The sequence below is a fragment of the Inquilinus sp. CA228 genome (assembly GCF_052078665.1).
Lineage (GTDB): Bacteria > Pseudomonadota > Alphaproteobacteria > DSM-16000 > Inquilinaceae > Inquilinus.
Map to the genome: position 1 here is coordinate 22,144 of NZ_JBQJIK010000023.1, position 13,751 is coordinate 35,894.

Sequence of the window (13,751 nt, forward strand, 5' to 3'; positions counted from 1 at the left end):
TCAGCCCCCCTCCAGCGCCTGCAGCAGGTTCGAGACGTTGACGCCCAGCGCGTCGACGGCGTAGCCGCCCTCCATCACCGTCAGGGTCGGCACGCCCAGGCCGCGGCCCAGGATCTCGCCCATGCGGCTGAAATCGTCGCTGTTCAGCTTGAACTGCGAGATCGGGTCCTCCTGGAAGGTGTCGGCGCCGAACGACAGCACCACCGAATCCGCGCCATAGTCGCGGATCCGCGCCAGGGCGGCGTCCAGCGCCTCGCGATAGCGGTCCCAACTGGTGCCGAAGGGCATCGGCAGATTGAGGTTGAAGCCCTCGCCGGCGCCCTCGCCACGCTCCTCGGCATAGCCGAGATAGTAGGGGTATTCGACATTCGGGTCGGCGTGCAGCGACACGAACAGCACGTCGTCGCGGCCGTAGAAGATCTCCTGCGTGCCGTTGCCGTGATGGTAGTCGATGTCCAGCACCGCCACCCGGGCGGCGCCGTTGTCGCGGAACCACTGCGCCGCCACCGCGGCGTTGTTGAAGAAGCAGTAGCCGCAATAGATGTCGGTCGAGGCATGGTGCCCGGGCGGCCGGCACAGCGAGAACACCGGCCTGCCGTCGGCCGCCACCAGCTTCGCCCCGGTCAGGGCGACGTCGACCGAGCTCAGCGCCGCGCGCCAGGTGCCGGCGGTGATCGGCGTGCCGCAGTCGCTGGCGTAGTAGCCGAGCCTGCCCTCGATCGAGCTGGGGATGATCTGACGCATGTTGCGCACCGCCCAGTTGGTCGGCAGCGCGTCGATCTCGCCATGCTCGGCCACCCACTCGTCCCAGGCGGTCTCCAGGAAGCGGATGAAGCCGCGGTCGTGCACCCGGGCGATCGGGTCGGTGCCGAAGCGCTCCGGCGCCCGCACCTCGCCCAGGCCGACGGCCTTGATCCGGGCCAGGATGGTCTCCGCCCGCTCCGGCTTCTCCACCACCGGGATGAAATGGCCGCCCGTCAGCTCGACCTTGCCGTGCTGCAGCCGGTGGTCCTCGGAATAGATCGTCAGCATCGCGTCCCCGCATTCCTGTCGCCGGCGACAGTAGCGGATGCGGTGCGGCGCCGGAACGGGTCAGAGCAGGAAATCGCCAGCCGTCAGGGCGTGGTCGGAGGTGACGTTGATGGCGAAGTCCGAGACCTTGTCGCCATTGACGTCGACATAGACCACCTGGACCGACCCGGACGTCACCACCCGCAGCTCGCCTGGATGACGGGTGTAGTCGCCGGTGCCGAAGGTGAAGGCGGTGTCGCCATTGGCCGCGTTGCCGTCGGCGTCGATGCCGGACAGGTCGATCTTGTCCCCGGTCGAGAAGTCCCGGATCGAATCCTTGCCGAGGCCGGAGGCGGCGCTGTCGGACAGGGCGGTGTAGACGAAGCGGTCGTTGCCGGCGCCGCCCTTCATCGCGTCGCCACCCCCGCCGCCGGTGAGCACGTCGTCGCCGGCCATGCCCCACAGGGTGTTGGCATCGGTGTCGCCGGTCAGCACATCTGCCTGGGCGGAGCCCAGCACCTGTTCGATGCCGCTGAGCGTGTCGCCCTGGGCATCCCCGCCCGAGCTCGCGCCGGTGGCCAGGTTCAGCGTGATCCCGGTGGCGGAGGCGGCATAGTTCGCCGTGTCGATGCCGGCGCCGCCGGCCAGCACATCGGCGCCGGACCCGCCATCGAGGGTGTCGTTGCCCTCGCCGCCGTCGAGCCGGTCGTCGCCGGCGCCGCCCAGAATGGTGTCGATGCCGGCCTCGCCGAAGACCTGATCGTTGCCGGTGCCGGCGTCGACCGAATCATTGCCGGTGCCGCCATGGATGGTGTCGACACCGTCGTCTCCGACCAGGCGGTCGGCGCCATCGCCGCCGTCGAGGCCGTCGTCGCCCGCCCCACCGGCCAGCAGATCATCGCCGCCGTTGCCGGCCAGCGTGTCGGCGCCGTTGTCGCCGCTGACGACGTTGCGGCCGCCATCGCCGGCCAGCTGGTCGGCGAAGCTCGATCCGGTCAGGTTCTCGATGGCGGTCAGCGTGTCGCCGGCCGCATCCCCACCCGAGGCGGTGTGGTTCAGCAGGTCCACGGCGACCGCGACCGATCCCCGGTAGCTCGCGGTGTCGATGCCGTCGCCGCCGTCCAGGCCATCCGCCCCGGCGCCACCACGCAGCGTATCGTCGCCGTTCATGCCGGCCAGGGCGTTGGCGTTGCCGTCGCCATACAGCGCATCGGCCAGGGCCGAGCCGGTGAGGTTCTCGATCGTCGCCAGCGTGTCGCCCTGGGCGTCGCCGCCCAGCCCGGTTCCGGCCGCGAGGTTCACGGTCACACCGGCGGCGGAGGCGGAGTAGTCCGCGGTGTCGATGCCGGCCTCGCCGACCAGCTGGTCCGCCCCGGCGCCCCCGGCCAGCCGGTTGGCGCCGGCGTCGCCGTGCAGAGTGTCCGCCGCGACCGACCCGATCAGGTTCTCGATCCCGGTCAGGGTGTCGCCGCCCGCCGCGCCGGCCGAGACCTGGGCGCCGGCCAGGCGCAGATCGACGGTCACCCCGGCCGAGGAGTTGGTGTAGCTGACGGTGTCGGTGTCGGCGCCGCCGTCCAGCAGCTCGATCGTGGCGCTGGCGATCAGGGTGTCGTCGCCGGCATTGCCGTGCAGGGTCGCGGCGTCGCCGCCGGCGACCGTGGCCAGCACGTCGTTGAACGCCGAGCCGTCGAACTCCTCGATCCCGGCGCTGGCGGAGATGGTGCCGATCACGGTGCCGTCGAGGAAGCGGATGCCGCCGTCGATCTCGGAGATCACGACGCCCTGGCCGAAGGCGGAGTAGTCGAGGATGTCGTAGCCGTCATAGCCGCCATAGCGGATGCCGGCGCTGGTCCCGATCATGATGTCGTCGCCGCTCAGCGCGGCCACCAGATCGCCCGGGTTGAAGACGATGTCGGTGTAGCCCGCCGGGGCGACCAGGCCATCCCCGGCGAGATGGATGAAATCCTTGCCGTCGGTGCCCCAGACAACCGCCATGAACAGCTCCCCTCGCTCCAATGCGCCGCCGCCGGCATCCGGGAACCCTTCCCGATCGGCAGGTTTTGACCCTCGGCCGCTGCTGCTGGCGTCGACGATGTTGATCCGTTTCGGCGAGCGATGGATAGATGGATTCAACCGAGACCGGAATTACCCGGAAGGGTAAGCCATCTAGTCCGGCCGGCCGGCGGCTTCGGCCGGGGGCGGGGCGGGCGGTTCGGGCGTGATGTCGGAAGCCGGTGCGGATGGCGGCGGCGTCCGCCGGGCGCGGCGCTGGCGCAGCCAGCCGCGGATCCAGGCGGCGATCTCCGACAGGTTCTGGAACACCGGCAGCTTCGGCTGGGCGCCGCGGCTCGGCTCCAGCGCCAGGCCGACCTCGGTGACCTCGTTCTCGTCGTCGACGGCGCGGACGATCAGCTCGACCCCGCCGACCGGCAGCCGGTCGCCGACCTCGACCCGGCCGCCGAACGCGTCCTGCAGGAAGTCGCCGACGGTGCGGGTCTCGCCCGGCTCGGGCAGGGCGAAGCCGTAGCTCTCCGCCACCTCGGCCAGCGGCGCCTCGGCGTGCAGGGTGAAGTCGCCGAAGAAGTCGCGGTCGTCCTCGGCCAGCCGGGTCGGGGTGGCGAACAGCCGGTCCAGCAGGCGCACCTGCTGCGGCGGGGTGAAGATGTAGACTTGGTCGCCCGTCTGCAGCCGCCAGGCATGGTGGATGTCGATCGACTGGCCGTCGCGCACGATCAGGGCCGGCCGGGCCCAGCGCGGGATGCGCTCGCCGCGCGCCACCGGGCTCTGGGCGGCGATGCGGTAGACCACCAGCTCGTGGTTGGCGCGGCCCGGCAGCTCCAGCTCGACGCGGTCGACCGGGCCGATCCGCGGCGGCACGATCAGGCCCAGCCACTTGGCCAGCGGCCGGATCGTCCAGCCCTGCAGCAGCAGCGAGACGACGACCACCAGGAAGACGCCGTTGAAGATCGTCCGCCCGTCCGGCAACTGCGCGATCAGCGGCAGGATGGCCAGCAGGATCGACACCGCGCCGCGCAGCCCGACCCAGGCGACGAAGGTGGTCTCGTTGCGCGAGAAGCCGTAGGGCAGCAGGCACAGCCAGACCGCGATCGGCCGGGCCACGAAGGTCAGCGTCAGCGCCACGGCCAGGGCCGGCAGGGCCACGGCGGGGAATTGCGACGGCGTCGCCAGCAGGCCGAGGGTCAGGAACATGCAGATCTGGGCCAGCCAGGTCATGCCGCTCTGGAACCGGCGGATCAGGGCGGCGGCCCGCAGCGTGGCATTGCCGGCGACCAGGCCGGCGACATAGACGGCAATGAAGCCCGACCCCTCCAGCATCCCGGTGGCGGCAAAGATCAGCAGGGCGAGGCTCAGCACGATCACCGGGTACAGGCCCGGGTCGAGGCTGACCCGGTTGATCACGCGCACGATCACGAAGCCGCCGGCTAGGCCGAGGGCGATGCCGATGCCGGCCTGCAGCGCGAAGGTGGTGAGCAGGGACCAGCTCAGGGTCTCCGCCCCGGTGCCCAGGCGCGCCGCCTCGACCAGGGCCAGCGTCAGGAAGATCGCGATCGGGTCGTTGCTGCCGGATTCGATCTCGAGGGTCGACCGCATGCGGTCGCGCAGGGTGATGCCGCCGACCCGCAGCAGGAGGAACACGGCGGCGGCGTCGGTCGGGCTGACGATGGCGCCGGTCAGCAGCGATTCGTACCAGCCGAAGCCGAAGGCGTAGCGGGCGGCCACGGCGACGATGCCGGTGGTCAGCAGCACGCCGGCCGTGGCCAGGGTCAGGGCCGGGGCGGCGGCGGTGCGGAAGCTGTGCAGACGGGTCTCGAAGCCGCTGTCGAACAGGATCAGCGCCAGGGCCACGCTGCCGATGAAATAGGCGGCTGGGGCGTCGTCGAAATGGATCTGGCCGATGCCGTCCTCGCCGGCGCCGAGGCCGACCGCGAGGAACACCAGCAGCAGCGGGGCGCCGACCCTGAACGAGATCAGGCTGGTGAAGACGCTGAGCGCGATGAGGCCCGCCGCGACGAGAATGGCGAGGTTCATCGCCTCGATCATCGTGCCTGTTCCTCACTCCGGGGTCGCGGCCGCAGCCGCGCGACTCGCCTCCTGCAATCCACCCCAGAAAGGTGACGGAAATCGGGCCCGTTGGCGAGGTTTCCGTCCCGCCGCAGGCGCAGGTCTTCCGCGCGTCGGGCGTGCCGGGCCGCCGGTGTCGCTCTGGCGCCGGTCGGGTCAGGAGGGCACCAAAGGTCATTCCGCTGTCTGCGCCGCGGCCATGTTCCTGGCAGCGACGTCGATCGTCTCCTGGTATTCCTTCTTGGGACTGAACTCGAGAATCTCGGTCTCCTCCTCGAACACGGGCACATGCCCAGGCTCGAGGTAGTAGACGTCCCCGGTCTTCAGCACGAAATCGCCATCCTTGCGCTTGATGCGTACCCGGCCCCTGAGGATATAGCCCCAGTGCGGCGATTGGCACATGTCGTCCGGCAGTCCCTTGAACAAGGGCGTCGCGTCCACGCCCTTGGGGAAGGTTTCATAGGAGACGATCATCCCACCCCATTCGGTCAGGCGGCTGCGGAAGCCATCTCCGTAGTCCTCCACCAGCGGCAACTCTTTCATCGCACAATGCATTTCCTTCTCCTCGTGACCTCGATGCGGGTCCGTTCCGCGGGCTGCCGATGCTGCGGGATCTGGCGTTCGGGATTACCCTGCCTGTAATGTCGCGGGGCGCGCTGCCCGACGGCTCGCCGATCGACGCTTCGGCCTCCGTATTGACGGGACCGCCGCAGTGTAGGGGCGGTGGGTGTTCAGGACTTTGCCGGAATGCTCTTTCTCTTTGCAGCGATGGCGGAGGTCTGCGCGACGGATCCGGGAGCGATGAATGGACGCTCTTTCCGAGGCTCTCAACGCGGTCCGCATGACCGGCGCCATCTTCTTCCATGCGGAATGCGCGGCACCCTGGGGCTTTGCGGTGCCTTCGGTCGCCCAGGTCCAGCATGTGCTGTCTCCCGGCACCGAGCGTCTGGTGAATTACAACCTGGTCACCGAGGGCAGGGCGTTTGCCCGATTCAGCGACGGCAACGAGATCACGCTTCGGCCGGGCGACCTCGTCATGCTGCCCCATGGCGATGCCCACACGGTGTCGAACGGATCGCCGCGGACCTTCATCGACAGCGCCGCCAGCCTTGCCGGCATCCTGCAGGGAAACGGCAGCATGATGCGCTTCGGCGAGAGCGGCGAGATCACGCGGTTCATCTGCGGCTTCTTCGGTTGCGAACGCTCCGCCGACCGCCTGTTCCTGGCCGGCCTGCCGCAGTTCATCCGCGTCAACCTCCGGGACAATCCCGGAAGCGCATGGCTGGAGGCCGCGATCCGGCATCTGGTGTCGGAAGCCGAATCCGATCGGCCCGGGCGCTCCGTACTGCTCTCGAGGATGGCGGAATCGCTCTTCATCGAAGCGCTGCGCTGCCACATGGAGCAATTGCCGGGCGACCAGACCGGCTGGCTGGCCGGTGCGCGCGACCCGGTCGTCGGCGGCGTCCTGGCGCTGCTGCACCGCGATCCTGCCGGCGACTGGACCCTGGGGGACCTGGCCAGCGCCGTCGGCGCCTCGCGGTCGGTCATCGCCAAGCGGTTCAATCGGTTCATCGGCGACTCACCCATCGCATATCTGGCGCGCTGGCGCCTGGAGCTGGGGGCAAGGCAGTTGCGGACCTCGGCAAAGCCGATCGCCCAGGTCGCCGCGGAGGTCGGCTACGAATCCGAAGCCGCCTTCAGCCGCGCCTTCAAGCGGGCGTTCGGGCTGCCGCCGGCGCAGTATCGGCGACGGCAGGCCAACGGCGCGCCGATGCCGGACGCGGGGTCGTCCAGGCCATCACCCGGGGCCGGCCGATAGTCGCGCCGGCCGCGGATCGCGCGTCAGGATGCGGCGAGCAGCTCGGCGGCCAGCCTCTCCCCCTCCGCCCTGTCGCCGACCACATGCAGGGCCTTGACCGGATTGGCCTTGGCCACCTGGGCGATGCGCTGGCGCATCGCCTCCTGCACGGCCGCGTCGCCGGTGACGTAGATCATCGCCTTGCAGAACCGTCCCAGCGGGTCCCGGCGGGCCTTCAGCCAGATGTTGGTCAGCCGCTCGGCCTCGTGCGGCTCGGCCTCGTGATCATGGGTGGCGAGCCGGATCACCAGGGCGAAGGGGATTTCCCGTCCGATCAGCGCGTCGAAGCCGGCCAGGACGCGTTCGACGCGCCGGGGCTCGTCGAGCTCGGGGAAGCGCAGGAACACTGCCGGCCATGCGGCGAGGTCGAACAGGATCCGGTCCGGCGCCGCCGCGGCGACATCGTCGGGATAGAAGATCGTCTCGTCGGCCATGGTCAATCCCTCGTCCCGGGAAATGCGGATGGCGCCCGGCGCTGCCCGTCCCTCGGCAGACAGCGAAGCAGCAGCCCGGCCGCCAGCAGGATTCCGGCCGCTCCGAACGCGTAGAACGCGGTCCAGCCGATGCCGGCGATCAGCTTGCCCGCCGCGATCGTCGCGACGATGCCGGCCAGGCGGCAGCCGCCGAACAGCACGGCGTAGTCGGTGGCGACCTGGTCGCCCTCGGCCCAGGTCAGGATCAGCGACGCCATCACGACGAAGATCCCGGCGACGCCGGCGGCCATCACCAGCGCCCCGGCGATGGCCGCCGCCGTCGTGTCGCCGCGATAGCCGAAGCCCATCGCCGCCAGCGCCGCGAGGCACGCCAGGGCGAAGGCCGCCACGGTCGCCGCATGGCCGAATCTCCGGATCAGCGGTGCCGCCGCCAGCGACACGCCGAGCAGGCCGACCGGCTGGATCGTGCCCACGACCCAGGCGATGCGGTCGAGGGATACGCCGAGATCCACCAGCATCACCCGGTTCAGCGCGCTCAGCGGGAAGATGATGCAGGACGCGAAGACCAGGACACCGAGCCGCCGGACCATCTGCGGCCGGGCCTGGAAGGCCAGCAGGGCATGGCCCGGAGGCTGCCGCCGGCGCGGGATCCGCCGGTCGGCATCGGTCAGGGCGAGGACCGGCAGCAGCGTGATCGCCATGAGCAGCGCGACCAGGGCGAAGGTCGCCGCCCAGCCGATGGCGGACAGCAGGCCGACGAAGACACCGCCCCCGATCATCGCGCCGATCGCGAGACCCGCCAGCTTGACCGCGGCGGCGAACGGCTTCGCTGCCGCCCCGGTCAGCTCCACGGTCAGCGCATCGAGCGCCAGGTCCATGGTGGCGACCGCCAGGGCGACGGCCAGGCCGATGGCGAACAGCGCCGGCAGCGGCAGCGCCTCCGACAGGGCCACCGCGATCAGGCCCGCCACCGCGACCGCCAGCATGGCGACGATCCAGCCCACCCGCGGCGTCAGGAACGGCAGGCGCCGGCGGTCGACGACCGGCGCCCACAGGAACGACAGACCGAACGGCAGATACAGGGCGAAGGTCCAGGCGACGCCGTCGATCGCCATCCCGCGGGCCCGCAGGATCGGCGGCAGCCCGCCTTGCAGCAGCGCAGTGATCAATCCGAACGAAACATAGAACGCACCGACCGCGAGCAGGACTTTGCGGCGGTCCGGCATCGTCGTCCCGTCGATGCTCGGGTCGGCGGCGTGGAGATCAGCGGCCATCGCCTACCACCGGTACTTCAGGGTGCCGAGGATCGTCCGGCCCTGGCCGTAGTTGCAGAAATCCGCGGCGTTGCAGGTGTAGGTGACGCGATCGAACAGGTTGGTGACGGTCAGCAGGGCGCTGGTCCCGTCCAGCCGGGAATCGAGCCGGCTCAGGTCATAGCGCAGCGAGGCGTCGAACACGACGTAGTCGGGAATCTCCTGCGTGTTCGCCGCATCGGCATAGGCCGAACCGACATAGCGCAGCCCGGCGCCCAGGGTCAGGCCCCCCAGGGTGCCGTCCCGCAGCGTGTAGTCGCCCCAGGCCGATGCGGTGGTGCGCGGCACCGAGACCGGCCTCTTGTGCAGATCGGGACCGTTGCTCCTGGTCACCTCGGGATCGAGCCAGGTGAAGCTGCCGATCAGGTTGAGGCCCTCGATCGGGCTGACCTTGGCCTCGACCTCGATGCCGCGCGAGCGGATCTCGCCGGTCTGGACATAGGCGTTGATCGGCGCTCCCGGGGTCGGATCGCGGGTCAGGACGTTCTGCTGCCTCAGATCGAACGCCGCGACGGTGAACAGGCCGTCGAAGCCGGGCGGCTGGTACTTGATGCCGATCTCGTACTGCTCGCCGGTGGTCGGCTGGAACGGCGGGCCGTAGGCGTTGGCCGTGACCGACGGGTCGAACGAGGTCGAATAGCTGGCGTACGGGGCCAGGCCGTTGTCGAAATTGTAGATGGCGGCGGCGCGCCAGGTGAACTTGGTGAAGACCTGGTCCGTGCTGGTGCCGGCCAGGTCGTTCTCGTTGCTGATGGCGGCCCGGTCGAACCGTCCGCCCAGCAGCAGGCTCAGTTGGTCCAGCCTGATCTGGTCCTGGGCATAGAGGCCGAGCAGGTTCTCGGTCCGGTCGGGGCTGGTGTAGGCCGCGGGCCGGGTGATGGGCTGGCTGTAGTCGGGATCGAGGTAGTCGAGGCCGGGCGCCGGCCCGAAGCCCTGGGTCTGCTGCCAGTTGTCCCATTGGTAGTCGATGCCGAAGACGGCCGTATGCCGCAGCGGCCCGGTCTGCAGGTCGCCCTGCAGCCGGGTGTCGAGATTCACCGCATCCAGGCTCTCGTCGGACCACAGCGCGACCCGGTTCAGCGTGTGGCCGTCCGCCCGCAGGCCGGTCGAATAGACCACGCTCTGGTCGAGGTCCATGTGCCAGTAGCGGACGTTCTGATGCAGGCTCCAGCGCTCGTCGAGACGGTGGTCGAGCTGATAGCCGATCGCCGCCTGCGTCCGGTTGAACGTGTTGAAGTCCGGCGATCCGTCGAAGAAGTCGCGCGGGATCTTGCCGTTGGGATTCGGCAGGATGGTGCCGCGCGACGGCAGCACGCCGTAGTAGCCGCCCTTCGGGTCGCGCTGGTAGAGGCCGAGAATGGTCAGCGACGTGTCCGCGTTCGGGGTCCAGGTCACGGCCGGGGCGATCGAAAAGCGCTGTTCCTCGGTCAGCCTGACCGAGGTGTCGGCATCGCGCGCGATGCCGGTCAGCCGGTACAGCAGGCTCCCATCCTCGGTCAGCGGCCCGCCCAGGTCGAAGCCGCCCTGGAACCGGTCATGGCTGCCGGCCTGGAATTCGACCTCGCCGAACGGGGTCTCGGTCGGGCGCTTGCTGACCAGGTTGACGAGGCCGCCGAGCGGCGCCTGGCCATAGAGGACCGAGGCCGGTCCCTTCAGCACCTCGACCCGCTCGAGGTCATACGGGTCGATCTGCGGGATCAGGTATGACGTGCCCCGCGGCAGCCGCAGGCCGTCGAGATACTGGAAGCTGTCGGTGACGGCGCCGATGCCGCGGATATAGATCTGATCGAAGCGGGAGATGTCGCCCCGGATGTCGGTCGCGAGGCCCGGCGTGTAGCGCAGGGCCTGCTTGACCTGCTGGGCGCCCTGGATGTCGATCTGGTCGCGGCCGACGATGCTGATCGACTGGGGCGTCTCGATCACGGGCGTATCGGTCTTGGTCGCCGTGGCGCTTTGCCGGGCGATGTAGCCGTCGACCGGCCCCCAGGCGCTTTCGCTCGCCCCGGTGACGATGATCGGTTCGAGCATCGGTGCGCCGTCCGGCCCGGTCTGGCCGGTCCCGCCCGGGATCTCCGAGACCGCGACCGTCGTCGGATTGGTGAACCGGTAGGTCAGGTCGGAGCCTTGCAGGATCCGGTCCAGCGCCTCCGCCGGGGCCAGCACGCCGGTGACGCCCGGGGACATCTTGTCCGCAGCGATCTCGGGCCGATAGGTGACCTGCAGGCCCGAGGTGCGGCCGAAGGCAGCCAGCGCGCTCGCGAGCGGCCCGGACGGAATGCTGAACGACAGCCGCTGCGCGCCGGCCTGAGCCTGGGCGGAGGGCGGTGCCAGAACCGGCACCATCCCGATCGCCACGGTCGCCAGCAGGGCTGCCGCCAGTGCCCTCCGTCTGGTGCTTGTGCTGCCTTCGATACCCTTCCGCCGCCGCATGGCCGACCCCTCCCGGTTGATCGCGAGGGCCTGCGTATGGCAGCGGCTAACGACAACGCCCTATGACATGGAACGACCGGGGCCGCGGGATTTTCTCTCTCCTCGACAACTTTCTCCGGCGATGCTCTCAGGCGGAGGAGATGACGATCAGCCAGGGGGAGAATTCTCGGACCCGGCCGCCATATGGCTGCACGACGGCTTCCAGTGCCGTCACCGGATCCGTGAGATCGAAGACGCCGCTGATGCGGCGCGATCCCAGGGATGCGTCGGCCAGCACGATGCGGCCCGGTTGCCAGCGTCCGATTCGGGCAATGACGGCGGATATCGTCTCGCGCTCGGCGACGATCATGCCGTCGCGCCACGCCGCGATCTGGCCCGTGTCCCGCTGGCCGCGCTCGACTGCCAGCGAGGCCGGATCGAACGTCATCCAGTCGCCGGCCGCGAGCCGGATGCCCGGGGCGGCGGATCCCGGCGGCCGCGCCTCGACCAGGCCGCGATCGACGGCCACGGTCAGATAGCCGGCGTCCCGGCTGACGTCGTATGCCGTCCCCAGCGCAGTCGCCGTCAGCCCGTCAACGGCCGCCTGGAACGGTCGGGCCGGGTCCTCGGCCACTTCGAAGAACGCCATGCCGGCGAGAAGCTCGACGCGCCGCGCCGTCGCCGCGAAGTCGAGCCGGATGGCGCTTTCCGGGCCCAGCGTGGCCGTGCTGCCATCCGCGAGGGGAATGCGGCGGATCTCGCCGGTCGCGGTGATGAAATCCGCTTTCGCCCTCAGGATCAGCACGGGCACGTAGAAGGCGCCGGCCGTCGCCGCGGCTAGGCCCGCGGCCCCGCCGGCCAGCAGGCCGCGCCGCGAGACGCCCCGCCGGCCCCGCCGCCCGGCCTCGCGACGGTCGGAGATCGCCTTTCCGGCCAGGCCGTGGATCTCCGCGACCTCCGCCCAGGCCGCCTCGTGCCTCGGGCTGCGCGCGCGCCAGTTCCGCAGCAGATCCCGCGCCACAGGATTGCCGGGATCGTTCTGCAGGCGGATGACCAGATCGAGCGCCTGCTCGAAGAGCATGTCGTCTTCCGGCGCGGCTTGCTTCATTCGGTCCCGGTCCGCTGGCGTCACCGGATCCGCCTGGCGTGGCGAATCTCGGCCCACACTATCTGGCCCACACTATCTAGAACGACCGGGAGGCGGGATTTTTCTCCCGGCGCCGGACTCAGCCATCGATGGTGCCGAGGCGATCGCGCAGGTGGCGGTAGGCCTCGCGGATCAGCGTCCAGGTCCGTGTCGTCGACAGGCCCAGCTCCTCGCCGATCTCGCTCAACGTCTTCTCCCCCAGGCGATGCGCCTCGAACGCCCGGCGCGTCCGCGCCGGCAGTTCGGCCAGGGCCCGGTCGACGATCGCCAGCTTCTGCCGGTCATGGACGATCGTTTCCGGCCAGGGCGCCGGATCGGCGATGGTGGCGGCCTGTTCGTCCGAAATCGCAGCGCATCCCATCCGCCGCTCACGCCGGTCGAAGTCGATGGAGAGGTTGCGGGCCACCTGATGCAGATAGGCTCTGGGATTGTCTCCCTTCGGCGTCGCCGTCAGCAGCCGCGCGAAGGTGTCCTGGGTCAGGTCGGCGGCCGTCTCGGCCGTGTGCCCGCGGCGCCGCAGGAACCGCTGGATCTCCCGTGCATGTCGGTCGAACAGCCCGTGCAGGTCCCACGTCATCGCCGTACGGCTCCGCCCCCGCATGCTGTCGGGATCGTCCGGCCGGTCCCGCCGGCCGAAAGGACAAGCTTCTCCCGCTTAAGGCCTTTGCCTGGGCTCCGCAATCGTGGAACCGGGGCCGATTCCGGATCGCTTCCGTGGGAATCGGTAAAGAAAGATCAATATTCTCTGGACTTTGTCCCTTGCCGCCGTTCCGATCTGACGTCCTTGCGGTTGCGAAGCGTTCGCGCTTTTTCGCGATCTGTTGCGGAGCAGCCACAGGACATCCACAGACCCTGCCGTGTCGGGCCCCGCCATCAGCCCAGCACCGTCACCGCGGCGATGGCGGCGGCCAGCAGCTCCTCGCGGGACGCGCCGTCGCGCGCGTGCAGCGACAGCCCCTGCATCACCGTGCCGAAGAAGGTGGCGAGGCCGCCGATATCGGTGCCGGCCGGCAGGTCGCCGTCCTCGACCCCGCGCCGCAGCCGCCGGCGGATCCGCTCGGTGGTCTCGCGCCGGAGGTCGGCAAGATGGCGCCGCAGGCCGTCATTCTCCGGCAGGCCGTTGACCAGACCAAGGATCAGCATGCAGCCGCCGACCCCGGGCGAGGCGAGGGCAATCTCGGCGCTCGCCGTCAGCATGCCGAGGATCGACTTGCGGGCGGTCGCGCCGGTTTCCAGCGCCCGCATGCTGCCGGCGCCGTCGGTGGCCAAATAGAGGTCGAGCGCCTCGCGGAACAGCGTCTCCTTGGAGCCAAAGGCGGCATAGAAGCTGGGCGGGTTGATGCCCATCGCCGCGGTCAGGTCGACCAGCTGTGCCCCTTCATAGCCCTTGGCCCAGAACACCTCGATCGCGCGTCGTAGCGCCGTGTCGCGATCGAAGCTGCGCGGCCGGCCTCGCGTCGCCATCCGTGTTCCTTTCTGTAGCTGCATTTACATAA

Annotated in this window: 11 protein-coding genes; 1 reads left to right on the plus strand and 10 read right to left on the minus strand. The window is 69.9% G+C overall.

The features are described 5' to 3' along the window. The 4 genes from ACTOWL_RS13380 to ACTOWL_RS13395 form a co-directional block, all read right to left on the minus strand. Positions 1–1,032 carry a histone deacetylase family protein gene (locus ACTOWL_RS13380; RefSeq protein WP_441321727.1) on the minus strand — a complete coding sequence of 344 codons (1,032 nt, stop codon included), beginning with the start codon at positions 1,030–1,032 and terminating at the stop codon, positions 1–3. A 60-nt stretch (positions 1,033–1,092) separates the two neighbouring features. After that, complete coding sequence (locus ACTOWL_RS13385; RefSeq protein ID WP_441321728.1) at positions 1,093–3,006, minus strand: calcium-binding protein; 1,914 nt, start codon at positions 3,004–3,006, stop codon at positions 1,093–1,095. Between the two features lie 171 nt (positions 3,007–3,177). Beyond that, positions 3,178–5,073 (minus strand): potassium/proton antiporter, encoded by a 1,896-nt coding sequence (locus ACTOWL_RS13390; protein WP_441321729.1) that lies wholly within the window; start codon positions 5,071–5,073, stop codon positions 3,178–3,180. 195 nt (positions 5,074–5,268) lie between these two features. Further along, positions 5,269–5,649, minus strand: coding sequence for a hypothetical protein (locus ACTOWL_RS13395; RefSeq protein WP_441321730.1), 381 nt, complete (start codon positions 5,647–5,649; stop codon positions 5,269–5,271). A gap of 250 nt (positions 5,650–5,899) precedes the next feature. Between ACTOWL_RS13395 and ACTOWL_RS13400 the strand changes: the two genes are divergently transcribed. Further along, complete coding sequence (locus ACTOWL_RS13400) at positions 5,900–6,913, plus strand: AraC family transcriptional regulator (RefSeq protein WP_441321731.1); 1,014 nt, start codon at positions 5,900–5,902, stop codon at positions 6,911–6,913. 23 nt (positions 6,914–6,936) lie between these two features. Here the strand turns inward: ACTOWL_RS13400 and ACTOWL_RS13405 are convergent, their stop codons facing one another. The 6 genes from ACTOWL_RS13405 to ACTOWL_RS13430 all read right to left on the minus strand — a co-directional run bounded on the left by ACTOWL_RS13405 (position 6,937) and on the right by ACTOWL_RS13430 (position 13,719). Continuing rightward, complete coding sequence (locus tag ACTOWL_RS13405) at positions 6,937–7,386, minus strand: hypothetical protein (protein WP_441321732.1); 450 nt, start codon at positions 7,384–7,386, stop codon at positions 6,937–6,939. A 2-nt stretch (positions 7,387–7,388) separates the two neighbouring features. Then, complete coding sequence (locus ACTOWL_RS13410; protein ID WP_441321733.1) at positions 7,389–8,660, minus strand: hypothetical protein; 1,272 nt, start codon at positions 8,658–8,660, stop codon at positions 7,389–7,391. Positions 8,661–8,663: 3 nt separating this feature from the next. Then, a complete protein-coding gene (locus ACTOWL_RS13415) occupies positions 8,664–11,129 on the minus strand; it encodes a TonB-dependent siderophore receptor (RefSeq protein ID WP_441321734.1) in 2,466 nt (821 codons plus the stop codon). Positions 11,130–11,256: 127 nt separating this feature from the next. After that, a complete protein-coding gene (locus tag ACTOWL_RS13420; RefSeq protein ID WP_441321735.1) occupies positions 11,257–12,216 on the minus strand; it encodes a FecR family protein in 960 nt (319 codons plus the stop codon). Between the two features lie 118 nt (positions 12,217–12,334). Then, positions 12,335–12,832, minus strand: a complete 498-nt coding sequence (locus ACTOWL_RS13425) for an RNA polymerase sigma factor (RefSeq protein ID WP_441321736.1) — start codon at positions 12,830–12,832, stop codon at positions 12,335–12,337. A gap of 296 nt (positions 12,833–13,128) precedes the next feature. Then, positions 13,129–13,719, minus strand: coding sequence for a TetR/AcrR family transcriptional regulator (locus ACTOWL_RS13430; RefSeq protein WP_441321737.1), 591 nt, complete (start codon positions 13,717–13,719; stop codon positions 13,129–13,131). Positions 13,720–13,751 lie beyond the last annotated feature (32 nt).